The organism is Rhizobium altiplani, from assembly GCF_001542405.1.
Classification (GTDB): domain Bacteria; phylum Pseudomonadota; class Alphaproteobacteria; order Rhizobiales; family Rhizobiaceae; genus Rhizobium; species Rhizobium altiplani.
This window is the reverse complement of record NZ_LNCD01000058.1, coordinates 83,672-104,841: the sequence shown is the minus strand read 5'-3', so window position 1 is coordinate 104,841 and position 21,170 is coordinate 83,672. Positions and strand designations below refer to the sequence as shown.

The following is a 21,170-nucleotide window of genomic DNA, read 5'->3' as shown; positions in this document are numbered from 1 at the left end:
ATGACTCATTTTCGCTTCAAACAGGCTATTCGACGAGCTGACCTTCGAGTCACTTGCGCGCGGCGATAGCGATGATCGCAGTGGTCTGGTGGCAGCTCGTCGAAACCTCCAGCATGGTACTGATGTCCGGCCTTGAGCGCATCGACACAGGCCGCGGCTTTGGGCCGAGTTCTCAAACATCGCCCAGTCTGACGAGGTATATCCCATTGACATATCCCATTCGCGAAACTAAATGGGATATGGCTTTCGTATATTGCGGAGGATAGGAAATGGAACAAGGTGCAGTGTTTCAAAGCAATCGTAGCCAGGCCGTTCGGTTGCCGAAGGCCGTCGCTCTGCCTGATGATGTAAAGCGCGTCGACATTGTCGCAGTTGGACGCACGAGGATTATCGCCCCTGCCGGAGAAGTTTGGGACAGCTGGTTCGAAGGCGAAGCGGCTACCTCGGATTTTATGACCGAACGTGATCAACCGGCCTTGCAGGAGCGTGACGCATTTTAATGCTGAAGTACATGCTGGATACAAACATCTGTATCTTTACGGTGAAGAACCGCCCGCAGCAGGTGCGCGAGGCGTTCAACCGACACCATGGTCAACTCTGCATTAGCTCCATCAGTCTGATGGAACTAATCTATGGAGCAGAGAAGTCAGCCGCCCCAGAGCGGAATCTGTCGGTCGTCGAAGGCTTTGCCGCACGGCTCGAGGTCCTTCCATATGACGAGATGGCAGCAGGCCATACAGGACAATTGCGTGCAGAACTTGCACGCGGCGGCACCCCGATCGGGCCTTACGACCAGTTGATCGCCGGTCACGCCCGCTCGCGGGGGCTGATACTGGTCACGAACAATCGGCGTGAGTTTGATCGCGTGCCTGGCTTACGTGTCGAGGACTGGACAGCCTAGGCGCTTTGAATGATCACGACGGGCGAACTAAATTCGCCGAGTGTGATCTTCGTCGAGGTCGCCTTGCTGAAGCGGCATACAGGATCATTGCACCGACGGATGTCGCCGCTCATTCAGGTGTCGGTCTCGAAACCAGACACAATGCTGGTTAACCCAGCACAAGAATTTTCTCAATGTCGGGTTGGAACGCCCACGGCTTCTCGACTTGCCTTGTCCTTGCTGAGCCAGTCACTCCACATCCATTCGTGTAGGTTCCAGAGGAACCTCCGGCCGGCGGGGTGATCAACGTATGAGGTGAAAACGGAGTGCCACAACGTCTCCGAACTGGATGGTGACTTCACCCGATTCCGCTATCGAATTAGTCCACTGAGCGCGCCGGTCGTGACAATTGTCCCATTTTTGAGGGGACTCAATGTGGCCGACGTGCTGACGCCATTGGCGTAAGCAATGAGTGGACGCAACGTGTCGCCAAACGGAAAGCCGGCTGGTCGCTCGTTGACCGTTGGCCGTTCAGCCTCACAAAGATTGGCAGGTCCTCGATTGGAGGTTGCCGGTCGAATGCTTCCCCGGCCGATCACGTACCGCCTGTATTCATGAGGTAGCCAGTCCACATTGAGCGCAAATTCCGCCAGGCTCAGATCCTAAGATCTTATCGACGCCGCTCATTTTTTCACTTTGGTTGACCGGCACTTCCCTGCCAGCCAATTCAGGCGATCGAGCGGTGCGTATTTCCGATCTTGCGTATCGTGTCGTCGTCAACGCCGGCCTGGCTTGCGTAACGAGGCCAGTTCGAGACCACGTCGCGAATGTTGGCGACGAGTGCCTTCGCTCTCGCGGGCTTGATTGACGCGTTTCCGGCAAATGCAAGAAGGTCTTCGGAAATGAACCCGTCGCGCTTGCCGTTCAGGCTCATCTGATGTTGCCCGGTCCATTCGCCACCAGGGTTGTAGGAATAGTTGACGTCGAAGGCCGGCGAGAGCTTCCACTCCCCGGCCTGGTTCATCAGGAAGGCGATGTTCTTGACGTGGTCGTCCTGGTTACGTGCGACAATGTTGAACACGGCGCGAACAAACTGTTGTTCCAGAGCCAATGCGCTGAGCCCCAGTTGCCGGATCGTCAAGATCGCCTGTTCGTAGGAATAGCCGCGGGGATCATTGAAGTCGAAGTGCTGCAACGCGCAGAGGGATTGCATATGCAGTTTATGCGTCACGCCTTTTGCATCAACGGGGCGATCGAATCGCCTCGTCATGAAATGGCTTCGACCGCCTTCGTGATGCAACCGGCATGGCATCATGTCGATACCCGCTGCTGTCGCCATGAGATAGTAGGCATATTCGATCAGGCCGAAGCCTTGCGGATCGGGCTCTTCCTTGTCCCGGTTGGTGTCGATCCCGTCAAACTTCATGAGCCAGTGCTCGAAGCCATCGCCTGCATCGATCTGGCCATGCCGAAATTCTCCGGTCGCCTCGTTCCATGCAAGAATGGCTTTTGCGCGCGCACCGCCGGCCGAGGTGCCGACACGAAGGATGTCGTCGATCGCGGCAAGATCGTTCTTTCCGCCCGGGATGCCTTCGAGGCTTGCTTTCTGATTCAAAACGAGGTTGGCAAGGCGCACCAGGTTGGCGACCTCGATCCTGCGAACCTTCTGGTTCGACCCCATGAGAGCAGGCTTGAACTCGAGGGCACCCATGCCGCGCGTTCCGACATAGCAAAGCCTTTCCACCGGATTGAAGCTGTCGGGGGTGCGGCCTTCTTCTGCCAGCCATGCGTTGATCAGTCGATCTCCATACTTGTCGGGAAGTGCGTCTGCCAGCATGCCCGGCAAACCCTTGAAGGTGGTCCTCGGCAAAGCGGGAAACGAATAGGGGTCGGGACCGAGCGGCATGACGAGCGGTGAAAGCTCTATGCCGGAGCCGGCGAATTCAGGATCATACTGGAAAACGGCGTGCCCGAGGTCCGGGATCCAGGAGACGGCCGCAATCTCACGCCCCCAAAGCACGACGGACGCGTCTGTGGACGGCTCAGCCATTCGTCATTCCTTGGTTCCCCATTCCCATGGTTTCGGTTGCTTTGCAGTCTTCGTGGACCTTGATCTTTGGCGCTCCGTTCCTTTGGTGCGGACGCGCTCAATCGGCCGTATTCGAGAATCCGGGATGAGCAGGTCTATATTGCCTTGAATCTTGAGTGCGATCAGTACCCGGATCAGGGAGTCGAGAGTGGGATTGTCTCCCGACTCAAGCCGCCGGAGCGTCCGCTCCGATATTCCGGCATCGGTTGCGAGTTGTTGTTGGGTGATGTTTCTCGATAGGCGGAAGCGTTCGAGTTTCTGTCCCATTTCCCTGGCGATCGCATCTGGCGCCCTGGCATCTTGCGGAGTAAAACCGGACATATGTGGCCTCGAATCGCAACTTTTATGAGTTAAGCGGACGCATACGGCCGATTGATGTCTTATAATCAGTTCAGCCAATATAGGACATATACGGCCGTTTAAATGGTATGGAAATAGCAATCGGCCGTATTCGGCCGCTTATGTGAATGGAATCAACGGAACTCGTTCGACCGGGTTGCCATCATACGGCGCACGCGCCGGTCAGGACTTTCCCGATACACAGGGTATGGGTGGTGCCAATCCGAGTTATAACGACGAGCCACAACACTCGGAGTTGATGCCTAACTGCCGGTAAGGGCCAGACACACCGAAATCGTGACGATCGAACAAACGGTCGACACCAGAACCCGTGAGCCCTGCATTCCTGTTGTAGAATTCGGCGAGCATGAACGAGCCCGTACCAGTCGGAAGTGCGGCCAGCAAAACCGCGGTATGGGTCGCGATGGGTGTCAGTCCAATCACGGGGCCAGCGATGACCCACGTTATTGCGGGTTGGGCAACAAGCTTCAGTCCAACCAGGATGCCGACGGTCGAGAGGCGCTCTGCCTTCCTGTTCGGCTGCATTCCGGCAAGAAACAGGCCGAGCGCGATCAGCGCACACGGCGCAGCAGCACCCCCGAGCAACTTCAGAAACGTGTGGGCCGGCGCCGGCAGTTGCCAGCCTGAGACGAGCACGACAGTACCAAGCATAGGGGATATCAAAAGCGGATTCTTGGCTCGCAGCTCAACGAGCGCTGCATCTACACCGATGGTCATGAGAGGGCCTGTCACACAAGTTGATCCCTCCTTCGACCGCATCAATCGATCGCAGTTCTTCTTCGATCGAACTTGCCCAATGAGTGTCAACGTGACTCGCTCATCACGCAGTACCAAAGCCAGCGGCAGTTGGCCAAGGCTGACCGGGCCTGCCGGCGATCGCGTTCAACGAAATCGGAAAATGTGGCGCTCCGGGAGCGTTTCTAAGCTTGGCACATTTGGCACCATCACGGGAAGCTCAAGTCCAAACCGAGCATCCTGCTAAAGGTAAAGGCGACTAGCCCCGCGCCTATTACTGCTAGCATGAAGACTGCAGCCATCTTGCCGCAGGTGCGTAGCATAGCTTGCGTTTCCCCCTTCTCCCCCTGATCGTAGTGCCACTTGATGGCGAAGAACATCGCGATGCCTAACGCCAGTAGCTTAAAAGTAACGAAGACTACAGGTACCCAATCCATAATGAAGGCTCTCATGTGCATCGTGACGACCAACTTTGAAACCGTGCGCAAGCACCCTGGCTTCCGGTTTGACGCGTCAGCGCGGTTTCAATTCGGTCTGCGATTGCTGGTGTCGATATCAACCGCGCTCGGTGTGCGATTGTGCGGCTCCCATCGACCCTAGTCGGGGTCGATCATTCCCTCTTTTGCGTTGAAGCAGAACCGGCTGCTGATAAGCCAGCCTTTCAACGCCCGAAGGGGCAGAAGACAAGCGAGAAGCACGGGCGGGAAAGCGGCGAAGAGGTGGACCCAGATAGAAGGCGAATAAGCAACCTGGATCCGCCACGCCAGCGCAACACCTGTTACCCATATGAAGCAAATTACAAAGAACGCCAGTCTATCCGCCGGCGCGGCCAACGAACGATCGGGGCCACAAACTTCGCATTTAGGCTTCACAGTTAGAAAGCCAACATAACGCTGGCTTTGCTCGCACTGGGGACACAGCCCTCGCAATTCAGCTTTCATTGACGACAGCGGAGGCCATTGGTTGGTCATTTTCGTGCGTTCCAAGAATTGATCGGATGTGTCTATGCCCACAGGAGCCGACGTCAGTCGTGCTCGATTCGCGGCTCGGGTGCAGTAGGCCTCACGTAGTCGCGGTCGATTTTTCCTTCCTCTGCCTTGAAGAAGAACTGACTGTTGATCAGCCAGCCCTTCAATGGCCGGAGCGGCAAAAGACATGCCAGCAGTACCAGCGGGAGAGAGGTGAATAGGTGCACCCATATTGAAGGGGAATAGGCAACCTCAATCCAACATGCCACCGCGACGGCCGGCACGCATGTGAAGCAGATCACGAAAAACGCCGGCCCGTCTGCGGGATCGGCGAAGGAGTAGTCGAGGCCGCAAACTTCGCATTTGGGCTTCACAGTCAAAAAGCCGTCAAAAAGATGCCCTTGCCCGCACTGGGGACACAATCCGCGCAGTCCCGTTTGAATGGGTGGCAGTGGAGGCCATTCCATCGTCATCGCGTTACACTTCCAGAATTGATTGAATTAATGTATGCATACAATAATCCAATCAACACCGACAGTTTACAATTTGTCGCAGCTGTCGGCGCGTACCTGAAGTGATTGGCCGGTTCAGTTTTCAGACTGAACACCGCCGCAACCTCGACGCATCTGGGAGCTGCCACTCGACCACCAATCCGACAAAACATCATTTCTGTTACTATGGCTCCGAATTTCTGGGAGTCGTTCATCCCGGGCTCAAGCCCCTTGACAGCCAGGAGATATATATGGAGCTTATATGGATAACATGTTGTTACATTGAATGGAAAATCGATGACTGCGGCATCTTGGACACCTCGCCTTGGCACCCGTGAGGGGCCAATCTATTTGTCGATTGCGGATGCCTTGGCAGAGGACATCGCAAGTGGTCGCTTGGCCGAAGGGGTGCAACTTCCAACGCAGCGCAAACTCGCTGACAACCTCGGCATCGACTTCACCACAGTCAGCCGAGCCTACTCGGAGGCCCGCAGCCGTGGCCTGATTGAAGGCAAGGTGGGTCAAGGGACATACGTGCGATCAAAGCGTGGCGCGCGACCATCACAGCAGCCCTCTGGCGTCGTCGACATGAGCATGAATCTGCCGCCGCGGTTTCTCGATCCCGTCCTGGAACAGAGAATGTGGGATGGGGCGAAAGAGCTTCAGCAACAGGGCTTGGACCTCCTGCTAAGGTATCAGGAACCCGGCGGCATCATGGAGGATCGTATCGTTGGCGCGTCTTGGCTTTCAAGGCGGCTTCCGGGGATATCGCCTGATCGTGTGTTAGTCGCCTCAGGCGCGCAGGGAGCGCTTCACGCCATTCTCAGCGTCTTGACAGAGCCTGGTGATATCGTCTGCGCAGAAGAACTCACGTACCCCGGATTCCGCTCGATCGCATCCCATCTCAGGCTCAAATTGGCACCGGTTGCAATGGACGATCACGGGCTTGTTCCGGACGCCTTTGCGCAGGTATGCAGGGAGGCGAAGCCGAAAGCGCTCTATTGTATGCCAACGCTTCACAATCCGACTACACGGACACTGCCCGTTCATCGAAGGCACGATCTCGTAAATGTTGCGCGGACGTATGGCGTGCCGATTATCGAGGACGACGCGTATAGCGCCCTTGTTCCGGCCCCGCCACCGCCAGTCGCTGCGCTGCTGCCCGAGGCGGTCTATCACGTGGCCAGCTTATCCAAATGCCTGTCTCCCGCCCTTCGAGTCGCATATGTCGCCGTGCCGGAAGGTCGTACACACAGGGTGGCCAACGCGATCCGGGCGTCAGCGTCAATTGTTTCTCCGCTCACGAGTGCTCTCGCGTCTCAATGGATAGAGTCGGGAGTAGCGGATGTTGTCAGAGGCGAGATTGTCAAGGAAACAGTGAAGCGCCTGGATGCGGTCAAGGCGCTCCTTCCGTTCGATGTCGAATCCTCACCGGGCGGCTTCCACGTGTGGCTGAAGGCTCCTGAACCTTGGACGCGAGGCGAACTGGTTTCCAGATTGCGTTCGATAGGGATCGGTATCGTCACCAGCGACGCCTTTGCAATTGCCTCCGCGCCCGAAGCCATACGACTTGCGCTTGGCGCTCCGGTGAACCTGGAGGAACTTACACGTGCCCTCCGGATTTTGGCAGACCTTCTAGCCCAGCAGCCCGCGTTCTCGACGATGGTTGTCTGACCGAAGAAGCGGCAAGGCCTCGACCATCCTCATCGTGCAAGCGGCGCACGGGTGGGCGATCTCATATCTTATGCCTAGCACTGTTAAGGATCGACGGTTCGATTCCGTTCGAGAGCGGCATTCATTGTGTGATGACCTCAGTGGTCACATCTGCGGCCGAGCTTCTCTTCGCCTAATTTTTCTTCGTGCCCAATTTTCACGCTTGACAGCGGGATTGCGAGTGGCATTGTAAAGCGGTTTAGTAAATCGCTTTACAAGCTTGACCAAGCTATCTTGTCAGGGAGACATGATGTCCAGCAAGCGTGCTACAAGCCTGAAGGATGTCGCCGACGCCGCTGGCGTATCGGTAGCGACGGTATCACGGCTTCTGAACGGTTCGCTTCAACTTCCCCCTGAAACCAAAGAGCGCATCGATAAGGCAATCCGGGATCTTCGCTACGAGCCAAACCCGCATGCGCGCCGTCTGAGCCGCGGCCGTTCGGAGACGATCGGTCTTGTGGTGCCGGATATTGCCAATCCGTTCTTCGCGACGCTTGTTGCTGCTGTAGAGCAGGAGGCGGACAAGCGCGGGCTGGCGCTGTCGCTGCATGCGACGCTCAATCGTCCCGGCCGTGAAATCTCGTACGTGACGGCGCTTGCGCGCAATCATGTTGATGGTCTCATCTTCGTTACCAACCATCCCGACGACGGCGAACTGGCGGCAGTGATCAACCAGGCTGGCAAGGTCGTCATCGTCGACGAAGACGTGCCGAATGCGATAGTGCCGAAACTCTTCGCCGATAACGAGGAGGGCGGCTATCTCGCGGGTCGGCATCTAGCCGACCATGGGCATAGGCACATCGTCTACATCGGCGGCCCACAGGAAATGATCAGCACTCGCCGCCGCTTCCTCGGCCTGGAACGCGCGCTTATGGAGCGGGGAGAGCCGTTCCAGGTGACACGCTACGAGGGCAGCTTCACGGTGGAATTCGGCCGGCAGGCGGCGCGCCGTTTTATCGACGAGGGCAAGCAGGCGACGGGGATCTTTGCCAGTTCGGACGAAATAGCGATCGGCTTGATCGAAGTGCTGCTTGCCGAGGGCGTCTCGGTTCCCGGCGAGGTTTCAGTGATCGGCTTCGACGACGTCGGACCGCTACATCTTTTCGCGCCGCCGCTGACTGCCATACGCCAGCCCGTCCGGGCGCTTGGCGAACGCGCCTTGGCGCTGCTTCTCGAAACAAACTGGCAGGAGCCCGAGACCTTGCGCTCCGAGGAACTGCTGCCGGTCGAAATCGTCGTGCGGAACTCCGTTGCACCGCCGTCGAAACAATAAAAAAGCAACGAAGATGAACCTAACCAGAGGAACAAGACATGACTATTCTGACACGCAGGACGTTTACGACTGCACTCGCGACCACGGTCTTTGCCGGCATCTCGTTCGGGGGTGCCTTCGCCGCTGAAAAGACCTTCGCGCTTGTGCAGATCAACCAGCAGGCGCTGTTCTTCAACCAGATGAACGAAGGCGCGCAAAAGGCGGCCGACGCGGCCGGCGCCAAGCTGGTGATCTTCAACGCCAACAACGACCCGGCCGCGCAAAACAGCGCCATCGAAACCTATATCCAGCAGAAGGTCGACGGCCTCGCGGTCGTTGCCATCGACGTTAACGGCATCATGCCGGCAGTGCAGCAGGCCGCCGCCGCGGGCATTCCCGTTGTCGCCATCGATGCGATTCTCCCGGAAGGCCCGCAGAAGGCGCAGATCGGCGTCGACAATGCCAAGGCTGGTGCCGACATGGGCAAGTTCTTCCTCGACTACGTGAAAAGTAACATGGGCGGCAAGGTGAAGTATGGCGTTGTCGGCGCACTGAACTCCTTCATCCAGAACGTCCGCCAGGAAGGCTTCGAAAAGACCGTCAAAAGTGTCGAAGGCGTCACCACCGCCGGCGTCGTCGATGGCCAGAACATCCAGGACAACGCGCTGGCCGCCGCTGAAAACCTCATCACCGGCAACCCCGACATGAACGCAGTTTACGCCACCGGCGAGCCAGCGCTGATGGGCGCCATCGCCGCTGTCGAAAGCCAGGGCAAGCAGTCTGATGTCAAGATCTTCGGCTGGGATCTGACCGCCCAGGCAATCGCCGGCATCGACGCGGGCTACGTCACCGCCGTGATCCAGCAGGATCCGTCCGCCATGGGTGCGGCGGCCGTCGATGCCCTGAAGAAGATCTCGGACGGCGGCAGCGTCGAAAAGACGATCTCGGTGCCGATCACTATCGTCACCAAGGAGAATGTCGAACCCTACCGGGCCGTTTTCAAATGATCTCTGACGGACAGCACCCGACCGCTGTCGCAGGATCCGGGGGCGGAGAAATCCTCCCCCGGCAGTCCGGCGAAGGCGGCAATCGCCAGCCCCGCATTTCCTTGAAGGGCATCCGCAAGAACTTCGGCTCGCATCAGGCGCTGCGCGGCGTCGATCTCGACATTTATCCCGGCGAATGCCTGGGATTGGTCGGCGATAACGCAGCCGGCAAGTCGACGCTGACCAAGGTCATCTCCGGTACCTATATCCCCGATGACGGCACGATTGCCGTCGACGGACAGGAGGTTCGCTTCAGCGGACCAGCCGACGCCCGCGATCGGAATATCGAAATGGTGTTCCAGGACCTCAGCCTGTGCGACCATGTCGATGTGGTCGGCAATCTATTTCTGGGCCGCGAACTGACCAAGGGACCGTTCCTCGACCGCGCGCGCATGCTGACCGAGGCCCGCGCCATGCTGGATGCGCTCGAGATCCGCATCCCACGACTTGGTGCTAAGGTGGAGAAACTGTCGGGGGGTCAGCGGCAGGCGATCGCTATCGCGCGCGCCGCGTCCTTCAATCCGAAGGTGCTGATCATGGACGAGCCGACATCGGCTCTTGCCGTGGCGGAAGTCGAGGCTGTGCTCAACCTGATCAACCGCGTCAAGGCCAAAGGGGTCTCGGTCATCCTGATCACCCACCGTCTGCAGGATCTCTTCCGTGTCTGCGACCGTATCGCCGTCATGTACGAAGGCACCAAGGTCGCCGAACGCGATATCGCCAAGACCGACCTGCAGGATCTTGTGCAGCTCATCGTCGGAGGGCAGAAGCATTGAGCGCCTATACCGAACGCGCGGCCGGATCGCCGGTCGCGGACTTCCTTTCCGAACACGCGCAGGTGCTGTCGATCACCGCGTTCTTCCTCGCTTGCCTCGTCTTCTTCTCCGCCACCACGGACACGTTCCTGACGCTCGGCAATATCCTCAACGTCGTGCGCCAGGCGGCTCCCATCCTGGTTGTCGCGGTTGCGATGACGCTTGTCATCATCACCGGCGGCATCGACCTTTCCGTCGGTTCGCAGGTGGCGCTGGTTAATGCGGTGGCGGCAATCATCATGGCCATGGGCTATCCATGGCCAACTGTCGTGATCGGCATGATCGCCTTTGGCGCGCTCATGGGCATCGCCCAGGGCTGGTTCATTGCCTATCAGGGCATCCCGGCCTTCATCGTCACGCTCGCGGGCCTCTCCATTCTGCGAGGTTTCGCGCTGTGGCTGACGCAGGGATATTCGATCCCGATCAAGGATGCGCCCGGCTTCTTCTGGCTCGGCCGGGGCGAGTTCCTCGGGCTTCCGGTTCCGGCGCTGATAGCCGTGCTTGTGGCCGTGATCGGCTACGTTGTGATCGCCTACACGAAATACGGCCGGCAGGTCGTCGCGGTCGGCTCCAATCTCGAGGCCGCACGCCGTGTCGGCATGCCGGCGAAATGGATCGTTGCCTCGGTCTACATGGTGTCGGGGATTGCCTGCGCATTGGCCGGACTTCTGATCGCCGCCCGTCTCGGCTCCGGCTCGTCCAACGCAGCCGTCGGTTTCGAACTGCAGGTCATCGCGGCCGTGGTGCTCGGCGGCACATCGCTGATGGGCGGACGCGGCAGCATCCTCGGCACGGTGCTCGGGACACTCACCATCGCCGTCATCGGTAACGGGCTGATCCTGATGCACATCTCGCCCTTCTTCACGCAGATCGTGACGGGCGCCATCATCCTCGTGGCAATCTGGCTCAACACCAAGATCTTCACCACTAACTTCCGCTTCGGCGGAAAGAAGAAGTGAGGTCGGCATGAGCGAACTTTCAGAAGCCCATGTGCGCTCGGGCAAGGTGATGACGGTAGCGGGGGCAATCCCTGCTTCCGCTCTCGGCATCACGCTGATGCACGAGCATATCCTCAACGACTGCCGCTGCTGGTGGCATGCACCGAAGACGCCGGAGCGCCAGTATCTCTCCGACAGCTTCGTCTGCATAGAGATCCTGAGCGAGCTGCGCCAGGATCCCTTCGTCAACAAGCACAACATTACGCTGGATGATGAGCCGCTTGCTATCACCGAGCTCAAGGATTTCGCCGCACATGGCGGACAGACCGTTGTCGAACCGACCTGCCAGGGCATCGGTCGAGATCCCCGGGCACTGAAGCGGATATCGCAGGCTTCCGGGCTCAATATTATCATGGGCGCCGGCTACTATCTTGGCTCTTCGCATCCGGCAAAGGTCGCCGGCATGACGATCGACCAGATCGCCGACGAGATCGTTCAGGAAGCAACCGCCGGCGTAGATGGCACCGACATCAAGGTCGGATTGATCGGCGAGATCGGGGTGTCCTCGGATTTCACTGATCAGGAAGAGAAGTCGCTGAGGGCGGCGGCGCGGGCGCAGGCGCGCACCGGTCTTCCGCTGATGGTGCATCTGCCCGGCTGGTACCGCCTCGGCCACAAGGTGCTTGATATCGCGGCGGCAGAGGGGGCGGAGCTTCGCCACACCGTGCTCTGCCACATGAACCCGTCGCATGACGATCTTGCCTATCAGGGCGAGCTCGCCTCGCGTGGCGCCTTCCTGGAATACGACATGATCGGCATGGATTTCTTCTACGCCGACCAGCAGGTGCAGTGCCCGAGCGACGAGGAAGCGGCGCGCGCCATCGTCAAGCTCGTCGAGCAGGGGCATATCGACCGCATCCTGCTGTCCCATGACGTGTTCCTGAAGATGATGCTGACCCGCTACGGCGGTAATGGATATGCCTATATTCTTAAGCACTTCCTGCCGCGTCTGAAGCGCCATGGGCTGACCGATCAACAGCTCGATATTCTCATGCGCGACAATCCGAGATCGGTATTCGAGGCCAAGCCCTGATCGCAGAGCGTTTATAGAAATGGAAAAACCATGACAAAAAAAGTCCTCCTCGTCGGCGAGAGCTGGGTCAGCTCCGCCACCCATTACAAAGGCTTCGACCAGTTCGGAAGCGTCACCTTCCATCTCGGCGCCGAGCCGCTGGTAAAGGCGCTCGAAGGCAGTGAGTACGAGCTGACCTACATGCCGGCCCATGAGGCTGTTGAAAAATTCCCCTTCGACATGGCGGGGCTCGACGTCTATGACGTGATCATCCTGTCGGATATCGGCGCGAATTCGCTCCTGCTGCCGCCCGCTGTCTGGCTGCATTCGAAGACCGTGCCGAACCGGTTGAAGCTCATCAAGGCCTGGGTGGAAAAGGGCGGCGGCCTGTTGATGGTCGGCGGCTATTTCTCCTTCCAAGGTATCGACGGCAAGGCGCGTTGGCGCCGCACGCCGGTCGAGGATGTGCTCCCCGTCACCTGCCTGCCCTATGACGACCGCGTCGAGATTCCAGAAGGCACGGGAGCCGTCATCACCAAGGCGGACCACCCGACGGTAGCAGGCATGGGCGGTGAATGGCCGCTGCTGCTCGGCGTCAACGAGGTGGAAGTGCGCGACCGCGCCGACGTCGAAGTCGTCGCCCGCCTGCCGGATGATCAGGGCGGCCATCCGCTGCTCGTCACCGGAACGTTCAAAAAGGGGCGCAGCGCAGCCTGGACATCCGATATCGGCCCGCACTGGCTGTCGCCCGCCTTCTGTGAATGGGAAGGCTACGGCCGCCTGTGGAAGAATATCCTCAGTTGGCTGAGCGACAAGCGCTGAGGCGTCGATGGCCCTTGGCGCACTTCAGCGCGCCAAGATCGCCTGCAGCTCCTCGGTGGTCGGGAAGGCCGAGCGGGTACCGCGGCGGCTGACTGTCAGGGCGGAGGCGGAGGCGGCGTGGCCGATGGCGCGGGGGTCGAGTTCGACGCCGCGCAACGCTGCGGAAGCCAGCGCCACCGCCATGAAGGTGTCGCCGGCGCCTGTTGTGTCGATCGCCTTGGTGGACACGGCCGGGATGGTGGCGATAGCAGCCCCACGGCTTGCCAGCAGGGCGCCGTCGCCGCCGAGCGTCAGAACGACGTGGCGCACGCCCGATTGCAGCAGCTTTTCGGTCGCTGCCGTGTCGGATGAACCGGTGAGGCTCTCCGCCTCGCCTCGGTTCAGGAATGCGATGTCGACCAGCGGCCAGAAGTCGCCGAAATAGGGCCTGAGGGGCGAGGGGTTGAAGGCGGTAACGAGGTCGCGGCGGCGGGCTTCCTGGAGCAGGCCAAGCGTGGTTGCCTCGCTGAGATTGCCCTGCAGGACCATGAGGTCGCCTGACACGGCGGTGTCGAGCGCAGCGATGGCCTCTTCCGGCGTCAGCGATCCGGCTGAATCGGTGGTGGTGACGATGGCGTTTTCGCCATCCGGTGTGGTGAAGATGATGGAGAAGTCGCTGGATCGGCCGGCAAGCGCAATCAGCTTGGCCTCGACCGGTTCCGGCGCCAGCTGATCGCGAATGGTCTGGGCGCGGAAATCCTCGCCCACGGCCGCAACGAGGGTGGTGGGGAGGCCTGTGCGGGCCATGACCACGGCCTGGTTCGCACCCTTGCCGCCAAGGTCGCGCGTTTCTTCGCGGCCAAGGATCGAAGCCCCGGCTTCCGGCATGGTCGAAACGGATATGGTTTCGTCGACGGCGACGTTACCGATGACATGAGCACGAACATTGGCAGGCATGGCTGGCCTTCGAAAGGAAATGAAAATGCAGACGATTTCGGATAACAATTCAAGCGCCATAAGGGAAATATTCGGCACTGACAAGGCGCTGATCGGGATGATCCATTGCTCGCCCTTTCCCGGAGCCCCACGCTACCGCGGCGCGACTGTCGATGCGATCTACGATGCCGCGATGCGCGATGCCGAGGCGCTGATCGAGGGCGGCATGCATGGCCTGATCATCGAAAACCACGGCGACATTCCCTTCTCCAAGCCCGAGGATATCGGCCCCGAGACATCCGCCTTCATGTCCGTCGTCACCGACCGGATCAGACGGGCGACCGGCATCCCGATGGGCATCAACGTGCTTGCAAACGCCCCAATCCCGGCCTTCGCCATCGCCATGGCCGGCGGCGCCAGGTTTATCCGTGTAAACCAGTGGGCCAACGCCTATGTCGCCAACGAGGGCTTTATGGAAGGTCGCGCGGCCGAAGCGATGCGCTACCGTTCGGCTCTGCGCGCCGAGCACATCAAGGTCTTCGCCGACAGTCATGTGAAGCATGGTGCGCACGCGATCACCGCCGACCGGACGATCGAAGAACTGACCCGCGATCTCGCCTTCTTCGACGCCGATGTGGTGATTGCCACCGGCCAGCGCACCGGCAATTCGGCGACCGTGGAGGAGATCGAGACGATCGGCGCCGCGACCCATCTGCCGCTGCTCGTCGGCTCTGGCGTTACGAAGGAAAATATCGTCGAGATCCTGAAGCGGACGAACGGCGTCATCGTCGCGTCCTCGCTCAAGGAAGGCGGCGTCTGGTGGAATCCTGTGGAGCTCTCCCGTGTCAAGGCCTTCGTCGAAGCCGCGCGTCCAGGTCTGGAAGGCTGATATGAGCGAGACACTGTCCGAGCAGATCCTGCGTGAAAATGCCGCCGTCTTCGATGCGATGGTAAACCATCGTTTCGTCAAGGACATCAAGGCAAACCGGCTCTCGAAGGTAGTCTTCGAACGCTACCTCGTTTTCGAGGGCGCCTTCGTCGATACCGCCATTTCGATCTTTGCCTTTGCAGCCGCCAAGGCCGAGACGATCGCCCAGAAGCGCTGGCTGATCGGTGTTCTCCATGCGCTCGCCAACCAGCAGATCGCCTATTTCGAAAAGACCTTCGCCGAGCGCCGTATTGATCCCGAGGCCTACAACACGGCGATCCCCGAAGTGGCGGCGTTCCGCGACGACATGCTGGCGATCTCTCGGGATGGGGGCTATCTCGACACGGTCGCCGCCATGTTTGCCGCCGAGTGGATGTACTGGACCTGGTCGAAGGAGGCCACCCGTTACGAGATCAGCGATCCGCTGCTCAAGGAGTGGGTGGACCTGCACGCGCACGAGGACTTTGCCGCTCAGGCATTGTGGCTGAAGGCAGAGCTCGATGACGCCGGCGAGGGCATGAGCCTGGAGGAACGTTCCCGCCTCAGCGGCATCTTCGGCCGCGCGCAGGCGCTCGAGATCGCCTTCCACGACGCTCCATATCTCTGAGGTGAAACCATGCTCGACATAGACGGCGATCGTCTCAACGCACGGCTCGAAACCTTCGCCGCCATCGGCGGCACGGCGAAGGGCGGCGTCAATCGCCAGGCGCTGACAGAAGGCGACCGCCGGGCGCGGCGGCTTCTGGCCGAGCTTGCCTGGGCGAGGGGATTCCTCGTCTTCCAGGACCCGATGGCCAACCTCTTCATCCGCCGCAAGGGCCGGGTCGATACGCTCGCGCCGGTGATCATCGGCAGTCATCTCGACAGCCAGCCGGCCGGCGGCCGGTTCGACGGCGCGCTAGGGACGCTGTCCGCCTTCGAGGTGCTGGAGAGCCTGGAGGACGCGCGGATCGAGACGGCGCGTCCCGTTGTCGTCGTCTCCTGGACCAACGAGGAGGGGTGCCGCTTTGCGCCGGGATGCATGGGATCCATGGCCTTTTCGGAGGGTGAGATTCCGGCCGCCTGGCAGGGCAAGGTCGCCACTGATGGCGCCGGCTTTGCCGAGGAACTGGCACTGACGATCGCGAGCCTGCCGGAGGCCGAGATGCTGCCGCTCGGCTTTCCGGTTCACGCCTATATCGAAGTCCATATCGAGCAGGGGCCCGCTCTCGAGGCGAACGACATTCCGGTGGGCGTGGTGAAGGGTATCCAGGGCACGCGTTGGCTGGATGTGTCGGTTGCGGGGCAGACGGCCCATGCCGGCACGACGGGACTGTCGTACCGGCGCGACCCACTGCGCGCGCTGACCGCTGCGCTGTCTGGCCTCTACGGGGCGGTGATGCCGGCCGATCCGGACGCGCGGTTTACTGTTGGGCGGATTTCAGCCGAGCCCGGCTCGGTCAATGCGATCCCGGACAAGGTCCACTGCACTATCGATATGCGTCATCCAGAGCCATCGCGGCTGGATGATATCGAACGGCTCGTGACATCGCGTATAGCGGAGGAAGCGAAGCGGCACGGATGCACGACCGAGATCGCGCGATCGTTCGATATGGCGCCCTGCGTCTTTTCCGACGCATTGCAGCGGGCAATCGAGCAGGCAGTAGCTACGCGCGGGGTCAAAAGCACGGTAATGCTATCAGGGGCCTTTCACGATGCGCTGTTCGTTAATCGCGTTGCGCCGGCAGCGATGATCTTCGTTCCGTGCCGCGATGGGCTCAGTCACAACGAGGCCGAGTATGTCGAGGCTGCGCATGCCGTCATCGGCTGTGATGTGCTGGCACAGGCGACGCTTGCAATTGCTAGCGAGAGCAAAAATATCTCAGTCATTTCATTTCGTGAGCAGACTTGAGGTGATCGCTTGCAAGCCCTGCCTCAGCGCAGTGCTTCCGTTCGTCAACGTCAGCGACAATCCCAGCAGAAATACTTCGCCGACGGCATGACCGATGGCCTTGTCACGGAACTGGCCCAGATATCCTATTCGTCACCCGCTGCGGCTACCTGACCTTCTTGCCTTCTGAGACTGTCCAGGAGTATGCGTGGCCCTCAATGAGGAAGGCGATACGCTTCCTGTCGCCCATGACCGCGTGGCATTGCCATACTTTGCCCTTTCCACCGGAATCCAGAAGGCGGACATCAGTGCTCACGTCAGAGCAGAGTTTGTAACCGTCGATCCTCCACCGTCCACTCACGCTCTTGCTGCCTTTCTGGTAGATCGTCGTTCCGTCCGGATTGAAATACTGAATCTCATCCTCGTTGCTGATCGAATTTCCCTCCAGCGTCGCCCTAATCTCGGGGCTCGTCATGGTTTGAGCAGAAGCCGTGCCGGCTGCGAGAGTTCCAACAGTCGCAGCGAGCAATATTGATGGTTTCAACCAAGCCATTTTATCTCTCCTCTGGACGTCCGGTCAGGGCAGCGGAACGGGCGAGTCGCTGAGCGCTCTCAAATAGGCGATCACGTTTAGCCGATCCGCTTCGTCGGGTGCGCCGCGAACGTCCATATCTACCCCCGGCGTTGTGAGGGTAGGACCGGCGATGAAGATGTTGAGGTCCTCGTATGTCCAGGAACCTGGCCAGCCTCTCAGCGTCTTGGAGTAGCCGCCGAACGGCGTCGAGGCCTTCTTGCGTCCTACGACATTCCACAGGTTCGGGCCCCTTCTTGGCGGGTCCTTCACGCCAGTGACATGGCAATTGGCGCAATTGGAGGCGAAGAAAGCTGCCCCTTTGGTCGGATCACCGTTCGCCAGTTTCGCTGAAATCGGCTGGGGTTTCTGAACAATGACGCCGTTGTTCAGGAGGTAGTCGGCGATTTCTGCGCGATCGTCATGTTTCGCGAGGTGATAAGGCGTTATGATAGAGGGGTTGCGCTTGGGATCACCCCGCACCCAGATGGCGTTGACGTCTGCGCCCGCTTCAACGAGCGCCTTGACGCACTCGAGGCAGTTACTGGCGACCGCGAAATGTAACATACGCTCGCCACGCGCGGCGGCATTGGGGTCAGCGCCATTCGCAACCAGCAACCGGACGAGGCCCGGAGACGCCGTCAGGACGGCAGCGGTAAGAGGCAATCCAAGTGCGGACTCCTTGTTCACGTCGGCACCGCGCTTGATCAGAAGTTCCGCTGAATCGGCATGGCCGCTACGCACCGCGACAACGAGAGGCGTGGCCCCTTTGTCCTGTTCCTCAATGTCTGTTCCAGCATCCAGCAATGCCGCGAGCGCGACCAAATCACCGGTCTTGGCGGCATCGTGAAGCGGACCGCCGTAGGACATTGCAAGAGTGCTAAAGTAGATCGCCACGCTTCCTATCAGCCCGCGCATGGGTCCCTCCCCAGGCTAAATCTTTGGCGGGAAAATTATAAACCTGATCCTTTCCGAGGAACAGTAACAAGCAATTTGCAACGCCAACGTCGTGGCCTCATTCGCCTCGGCACATGCCAGCGAGAAGTAGTCCTTCCAGGATTGGCTCGATCCGACCCGGAATATTGGCGGCTTGACCTTCGCGTATACTGGCGACAGAGATCGTGGGTGAAATAGCGAGCAAACTGGCGACATGTCTTCGGGCCTCGTCAATGCGACCGAGCCGTGCGTTGGCCGCGATTAGCATCCAAAAACATGGACCGTAGTGTTGATTGGCCGCCAGCGACTTGCCCGCCCAGACCAGTGCTTGCTCCAGATTGCCGCGCACCAACTCGGCGTGGGCGTAGAGTCGACAGTCGCGTAGTGAGCCAGGACACCATCGGCCACGCCCTGGCGCCACCAGTTCGCAATGATCGCCTCAGAAAGCTCGGCCTCGTCAAGGTTTGTAACTTTAGAACGGTTCTCAGGGACGAACCAGGGGGAGACAAAGTTCCGATTAGGCCCCTAGCCGTTTCTCTGCGTAGTTATCGTCGTAGTCGTCATTTGCGTGGCCGATCTCATGCTTGGCAGCTCGGACCAAGAAGCCTGATCGGGTCAACCCATGGGCTTCGGCGAACGCATCGATTGCCTTTAGGACATCTTCTGGCAGAGTGATATTTACGCGAACCGCTCTTTTGGCTTCCGTCTTGACGCCAACTAGAATTGCAACGCCGTCTTGGTTCTCCACGTCTGCCATCACCGCCTCCAGTGTGGAGGGTTCGGGAATTGCTTCGCCGTCTTCGGCTAGACCTTCGACGTGTAGGGCTAAGGCTTCTTCGGCCATAGCTCGCGCATCGTCGAGGTCCGTTCCAGCAGTGATCAGGCCAGGAAAATCGGGAAAGGACACGCCGTAATCACTGTCAGCGTCCTTATGGATCAATCCGATATAATTGCGCATGTTCGCTACCTCAGTTTAAGTCCCGCTTGTTTCTCGATACTCTTCAGTGTTCCGATTGGGATGTCCCTTTTCGGGTGTGGAACAGTGACGCGTCCATGTTTCTCGGGATGCCTAAACTGGACATGACTGCCCTTGGTGGCGACCTCGTACCAGCCATCCTTTTGCAAGGCCCAATGATATCACCGCTCTTCATTCCCAGACCATACACACGAATGTGTATGGTGACGAGCGCAACGCGGCGGACCCTTTACAATCGAAACATGTCCTGTTTGTGCTTAGAAAGTCGGGACCATTCGAAGGGAACCGGCGCCACAGGCGAACAAAGAAGATAAGCGTTAGCAGGTACATAGCTATTCGCACAGGTGGTTTCCGGTTCGATCCTGTTTAAGACCTTGGAATTTGCTACGTGCTGAAACTGGGTGAGGAGCGCGCCGTTCACGTGCGATGGAACAATTGCTCACCGAGGGGCGGCGTCGAGCCGACAAGCACTTATCCGATTGCTACCGTCTCGAGCACCCATGCCGTTCGCTCGGCGAGTTCGGGAATCTTGCCGAGATAAGCTTGATAGTGGGGTGTTATGCGATGCGCCTCGACGGCGGCTGCGTCCAGATAGAGTTCGTCCAGTATGTAGCGCTCGCCATGCGCTCGGTCGCACCATACATCCCAACGTAAATTGCCAGGCTCGGCTCTACAAAGCGGCGCCATGCCAATGAGCAATGCTCGCAGCTCGGGCGCCTTGCCAAGGTGAGCGGTCAGGATCGCGATGATCTTGGTCGGCGTTTGCGTCATGCCGAAAGCTCCTGATTGACCGCACGTGGGCGAGTCGTTGGGGCAGATAACAGGTTGTGGGTCTGAACAACTGCATGGAAGGTGTATCAACACCTTTCATGCCGCACTTCATCAATTCAGGCCGAAACCGTCACTCGGTCGAGGGCGGCGATCAATTTCGCTGCAAGGGGATGATCCGATCGGGGATTCTGGCCGGTGATAAGCTCGCGGTCTTCCACCACATGCGGGGAGAAGTCGACCGGGTTCGTTGTGACGTCGCCACCCGCCATGCTTAGCGCGTCGGGCATCGTGAAATAAAGCTTGCCATGGAGAATCTGCTCTTCGATTGGTTTCTCTTCGCTGGCTGAGAACACCGTCATCTTGTAGCTGGCATACTGCCAGCCCCTAGCGAGTTCGGACGCTTTGGAAATGTCGCCGGCAATCAGGGCCGCCCGATATTCCGTTGCGTGGGGTAGCGCGGCGAGCGAGGCAATAGGCCCGTGGCAAAGGAAGGCCGTTGGCTTCCCGCGTGCATGAAAGTGCCGCAGGATTTCGCCGAGATCAGCGTCCTGCATGAGATCGACGACCGGTGCCTGGCCGCCAGGCACAAACAGGCCAGCATAGCGATCGAGCCCGCCCTCTATCACGGATCGCAAGGTCCTAACATCGTTCATCGCTCGATGGTCTTTGAAAAATGCGTGCCCGCGCTTGTAGGCAGCTTCGTCGCCGTCAAAATGTTGCGCTACGTCCGACACGGGATCGATGTGCGGTTTGGTGCCGTCGGGGGTAGCCAACGTGATCTCGTATCCGGCATCAACAAGGGCCATCGCTGGCACCACTGTTTCATTTAGATATTGGCCGGTCGGACCGGTGCCACCTCCCTGAATTTCAATCCGGGTGGCGTTTGAGCCAACGACGAGAACGTTACCTTTGCTCATAGCAATCTCCTGATCTGGTGCGGGTTAGATCTATGCGCCGGCGGACGGCCACAGTGGTTGGGCTCGCCAGCGATCGGAATTTCGTTACTGCTCTGCCTGTGCTTG

General features: G+C 59.4%; 24 protein-coding genes and 1 pseudogene. 12 read left to right on the top strand and 13 right to left on the bottom strand.

All coding sequences use genetic code 11. The features are described from left to right. Positions 1–269 precede the first annotated feature (269 nt). A complete protein-coding gene (gene vapB / locus AS026_RS12585; protein WP_007788143.1) occupies positions 270–500 on the top strand; it encodes a type II toxin-antitoxin system VapB family antitoxin in 231 nt (76 codons plus the stop codon). Then, the gene (gene vapC / locus AS026_RS12580) at positions 500–901 is read left to right on the top strand and encodes a type II toxin-antitoxin system tRNA(fMet)-specific endonuclease VapC (RefSeq protein ID WP_025661497.1); all 402 of its coding nucleotides are present in this window, start codon (positions 500–502) and stop codon (positions 899–901) included. The genes vapB and vapC overlap by 1 nt, the downstream gene beginning before the upstream one ends. Positions 902–1,607: 706 nt before the next feature. Here the strand turns inward: vapC and AS026_RS12575 are convergent. The 6 genes from AS026_RS12575 to AS026_RS12550 all read right to left on the bottom strand — a co-directional run bounded on the left by AS026_RS12575 (position 1,608) and on the right by AS026_RS12550 (position 5,505). Then, a complete protein-coding gene (locus AS026_RS12575) occupies positions 1,608–2,930 on the bottom strand; it encodes a type II toxin-antitoxin system HipA family toxin (RefSeq protein WP_062369791.1) in 1,323 nt (440 codons plus the stop codon). 3 nt (positions 2,931–2,933) lie between these two features. Next, positions 2,934–3,236 carry a helix-turn-helix domain-containing protein gene (locus tag AS026_RS12570; protein ID WP_245307462.1) on the bottom strand — a complete coding sequence of 101 codons (303 nt, stop codon included), beginning with the start codon at positions 3,234–3,236 and terminating at the stop codon, positions 2,934–2,936. A gap of 300 nt (positions 3,237–3,536) precedes the next feature. Beyond that, entirely contained in the window at positions 3,537–4,061 is a 525-nt protein-coding gene (locus AS026_RS12565) for an AEC family transporter (RefSeq protein ID WP_245307460.1), read from the bottom strand. A 212-nt stretch (positions 4,062–4,273) separates the two neighbouring features. Beyond that, the gene (locus tag AS026_RS12560; RefSeq protein WP_082728511.1) at positions 4,274–4,501 is read right to left on the bottom strand and encodes a hypothetical protein; all 228 of its coding nucleotides are present in this window, start codon (positions 4,499–4,501) and stop codon (positions 4,274–4,276) included. A 159-nt stretch (positions 4,502–4,660) separates the two neighbouring features. After that, the gene (locus AS026_RS12555) at positions 4,661–5,035 is read right to left on the bottom strand and encodes a DUF983 domain-containing protein (RefSeq protein WP_062369788.1); all 375 of its coding nucleotides are present in this window, start codon (positions 5,033–5,035) and stop codon (positions 4,661–4,663) included. A gap of 53 nt (positions 5,036–5,088) precedes the next feature. Continuing rightward, complete coding sequence (locus tag AS026_RS12550) at positions 5,089–5,505, bottom strand: DUF983 domain-containing protein (RefSeq protein WP_062369787.1); 417 nt, start codon at positions 5,503–5,505, stop codon at positions 5,089–5,091. A gap of 315 nt (positions 5,506–5,820) precedes the next feature. On the opposite strand from AS026_RS12550, the gene AS026_RS12545 reads away from it, so the two are divergent. The 7 genes from AS026_RS12545 (at position 5,821) to AS026_RS12515 (ending at position 13,181) form a co-directional block, all read left to right on the top strand. After that, entirely contained in the window at positions 5,821–7,197 is a 1,377-nt protein-coding gene (locus AS026_RS12545; protein WP_062369786.1) for an aminotransferase-like domain-containing protein, read from the top strand. A 289-nt stretch (positions 7,198–7,486) separates the two neighbouring features. After that, positions 7,487–8,509 carry a LacI family DNA-binding transcriptional regulator gene (locus tag AS026_RS12540; RefSeq protein WP_062369785.1) on the top strand — a complete coding sequence of 341 codons (1,023 nt, stop codon included), beginning with the start codon at positions 7,487–7,489 and terminating at the stop codon, positions 8,507–8,509. Positions 8,510–8,547: 38 nt separating this feature from the next. Beyond that, a complete protein-coding gene (locus AS026_RS12535; protein WP_062369784.1) occupies positions 8,548–9,495 on the top strand; it encodes an ABC transporter substrate-binding protein in 948 nt (315 codons plus the stop codon). After that, entirely contained in the window at positions 9,492–10,310 is an 819-nt protein-coding gene (locus tag AS026_RS12530; RefSeq protein WP_062369783.1) for an ATP-binding cassette domain-containing protein, read from the top strand. Before AS026_RS12535 ends, AS026_RS12530 begins: the two co-directional genes overlap by 4 nt. Next, positions 10,307–11,308 (top strand): ABC transporter permease, encoded by a 1,002-nt coding sequence (locus tag AS026_RS12525; RefSeq protein ID WP_062369782.1) that lies wholly within the window; start codon positions 10,307–10,309, stop codon positions 11,306–11,308. The genes AS026_RS12530 and AS026_RS12525 overlap by 4 nt, the downstream gene beginning before the upstream one ends. A gap of 7 nt (positions 11,309–11,315) precedes the next feature. Further along, positions 11,316–12,380, top strand: coding sequence for a phosphotriesterase family protein (locus tag AS026_RS12520; RefSeq protein ID WP_062369781.1), 1,065 nt, complete (start codon positions 11,316–11,318; stop codon positions 12,378–12,380). Positions 12,381–12,410: 30 nt separating this feature from the next. Continuing rightward, positions 12,411–13,181 (top strand): glutamine amidotransferase, encoded by a 771-nt coding sequence (locus AS026_RS12515; RefSeq protein ID WP_062369780.1) that lies wholly within the window; start codon positions 12,411–12,413, stop codon positions 13,179–13,181. Between the two features lie 24 nt (positions 13,182–13,205). Here AS026_RS12515 and AS026_RS12510 read toward each other — a convergent pair whose 3' ends face one another. After that, positions 13,206–14,117, bottom strand: coding sequence for a ribokinase (locus tag AS026_RS12510; RefSeq protein ID WP_062369779.1), 912 nt, complete (start codon positions 14,115–14,117; stop codon positions 13,206–13,208). Between the two features lie 25 nt (positions 14,118–14,142). On the opposite strand from AS026_RS12510, the gene AS026_RS12505 reads away from it, so the two are divergent. Genes AS026_RS12505 through AS026_RS12495 form a run of 3 tightly spaced genes read left to right on the top strand, consistent with a single transcriptional unit; the run spans position 14,143 to position 16,915 of the window. Further along, positions 14,143–14,985 carry a BtpA/SgcQ family protein gene (locus AS026_RS12505; protein WP_062369806.1) on the top strand — a complete coding sequence of 281 codons (843 nt, stop codon included), beginning with the start codon at positions 14,143–14,145 and terminating at the stop codon, positions 14,983–14,985. Between the two features lies 1 nt (position 14,986). Then, on the top strand, positions 14,987–15,631 hold the full coding sequence (locus tag AS026_RS12500; protein ID WP_062369778.1) for a TenA family protein: 645 nt from the start codon (positions 14,987–14,989) through the stop codon (positions 15,629–15,631). A 9-nt stretch (positions 15,632–15,640) separates the two neighbouring features. After that, positions 15,641–16,915, top strand: coding sequence for a Zn-dependent hydrolase (locus AS026_RS12495; RefSeq protein ID WP_062369777.1), 1,275 nt, complete (start codon positions 15,641–15,643; stop codon positions 16,913–16,915). 145 nt (positions 16,916–17,060) lie between these two features. On the opposite strand, the gene AS026_RS12490 is transcribed toward AS026_RS12495, so the two are convergent. The 6 genes and pseudogenes from AS026_RS12490 to AS026_RS12470 form a co-directional block, all read right to left on the bottom strand. Then, a complete protein-coding gene (locus AS026_RS12490; protein ID WP_062369776.1) occupies positions 17,061–17,447 on the bottom strand; it encodes a hypothetical protein in 387 nt (128 codons plus the stop codon). Positions 17,448–17,471: 24 nt separating this feature from the next. Further along, entirely contained in the window at positions 17,472–18,383 is a 912-nt protein-coding gene (locus AS026_RS12485) for an ankyrin repeat domain-containing protein (protein ID WP_062369775.1), read from the bottom strand. Positions 18,384–18,918: 535 nt separating this feature from the next. After that, on the bottom strand, positions 18,919–19,359 hold the full coding sequence (locus tag AS026_RS12480) for a type II toxin-antitoxin system HicB family antitoxin (protein WP_062369774.1): 441 nt from the start codon (positions 19,357–19,359) through the stop codon (positions 18,919–18,921). A 5-nt stretch (positions 19,360–19,364) separates the two neighbouring features. After that, positions 19,365–19,552 (bottom strand): annotated as a pseudogene (locus AS026_RS39815) (type II toxin-antitoxin system HicA family toxin). Between the two features lie 296 nt (positions 19,553–19,848). Continuing rightward, positions 19,849–20,148, bottom strand: a complete 300-nt coding sequence (locus AS026_RS12475) for a putative quinol monooxygenase (RefSeq protein WP_062369773.1) — start codon at positions 20,146–20,148, stop codon at positions 19,849–19,851. Between the two features lie 116 nt (positions 20,149–20,264). Beyond that, on the bottom strand, positions 20,265–21,065 hold the full coding sequence (locus AS026_RS12470) for a type 1 glutamine amidotransferase domain-containing protein (RefSeq protein WP_062369772.1): 801 nt from the start codon (positions 21,063–21,065) through the stop codon (positions 20,265–20,267). Between the last annotated feature and the right edge of the window lie 105 nt (positions 21,066–21,170).

Coding starts and splice junctions, on each gene's coding strand:
- AS026_RS12560 (WP_082728511.1), bottom strand. CDS start 4,501: ATGGATTGGGTACCTGTAGTCTTCGTTACTTTTAAGCTACTGGCGTTA.
- AS026_RS12510 (WP_062369779.1), bottom strand. CDS start 14,117: ATGCCTGCCAATGTTCGTGCTCATGTCATCGGTAACGTCGCCGTCGAC.
- AS026_RS12470 (WP_062369772.1), bottom strand. CDS start 21,065: ATGAGCAAAGGTAACGTTCTCGTCGTTGGCTCAAACGCCACCCGGATT.
- AS026_RS12550 (WP_062369787.1), bottom strand. CDS start 5,505: ATGACGATGGAATGGCCTCCACTGCCACCCATTCAAACGGGACTGCGC.
- AS026_RS12575 (WP_062369791.1), bottom strand. CDS start 2,930: ATGGCTGAGCCGTCCACAGACGCGTCCGTCGTGCTTTGGGGGCGTGAG.
- vapB (WP_007788143.1), top strand. CDS start 270: ATGGAACAAGGTGCAGTGTTTCAAAGCAATCGTAGCCAGGCCGTTCGG.
- AS026_RS12540 (WP_062369785.1), top strand. CDS start 7,487: ATGTCCAGCAAGCGTGCTACAAGCCTGAAGGATGTCGCCGACGCCGCT.
- AS026_RS12480 (WP_062369774.1), bottom strand. CDS start 19,359: ATGCGCAATTATATCGGATTGATCCATAAGGACGCTGACAGTGATTAC.
- AS026_RS12515 (WP_062369780.1), top strand. CDS start 12,411: ATGACAAAAAAAGTCCTCCTCGTCGGCGAGAGCTGGGTCAGCTCCGCC.
- AS026_RS12545 (WP_062369786.1), top strand. CDS start 5,821: ATGACTGCGGCATCTTGGACACCTCGCCTTGGCACCCGTGAGGGGCCA.
- AS026_RS12555 (WP_062369788.1), bottom strand. CDS start 5,035: ATGACCAACCAATGGCCTCCGCTGTCGTCAATGAAAGCTGAATTGCGA.
- AS026_RS12500 (WP_062369778.1), top strand. CDS start 14,987: ATGAGCGAGACACTGTCCGAGCAGATCCTGCGTGAAAATGCCGCCGTC.
- AS026_RS12475 (WP_062369773.1), bottom strand. CDS start 20,148: ATGACGCAAACGCCGACCAAGATCATCGCGATCCTGACCGCTCACCTT.
- AS026_RS12485 (WP_062369775.1), bottom strand. CDS start 18,383: ATGCGCGGGCTGATAGGAAGCGTGGCGATCTACTTTAGCACTCTTGCA.
- AS026_RS12530 (WP_062369783.1), top strand. CDS start 9,492: ATGATCTCTGACGGACAGCACCCGACCGCTGTCGCAGGATCCGGGGGC.
- AS026_RS12505 (WP_062369806.1), top strand. CDS start 14,143: ATGCAGACGATTTCGGATAACAATTCAAGCGCCATAAGGGAAATATTC.
- AS026_RS12490 (WP_062369776.1), bottom strand. CDS start 17,447: ATGGCTTGGTTGAAACCATCAATATTGCTCGCTGCGACTGTTGGAACT.
- AS026_RS12570 (WP_245307462.1), bottom strand. CDS start 3,236: ATGGGACAGAAACTCGAACGCTTCCGCCTATCGAGAAACATCACCCAA.
- AS026_RS12520 (WP_062369781.1), top strand. CDS start 11,316: ATGAGCGAACTTTCAGAAGCCCATGTGCGCTCGGGCAAGGTGATGACG.
- AS026_RS12535 (WP_062369784.1), top strand. CDS start 8,548: ATGACTATTCTGACACGCAGGACGTTTACGACTGCACTCGCGACCACG.
- vapC (WP_025661497.1), top strand. CDS start 500: ATGCTGAAGTACATGCTGGATACAAACATCTGTATCTTTACGGTGAAG.
- AS026_RS12495 (WP_062369777.1), top strand. CDS start 15,641: ATGCTCGACATAGACGGCGATCGTCTCAACGCACGGCTCGAAACCTTC.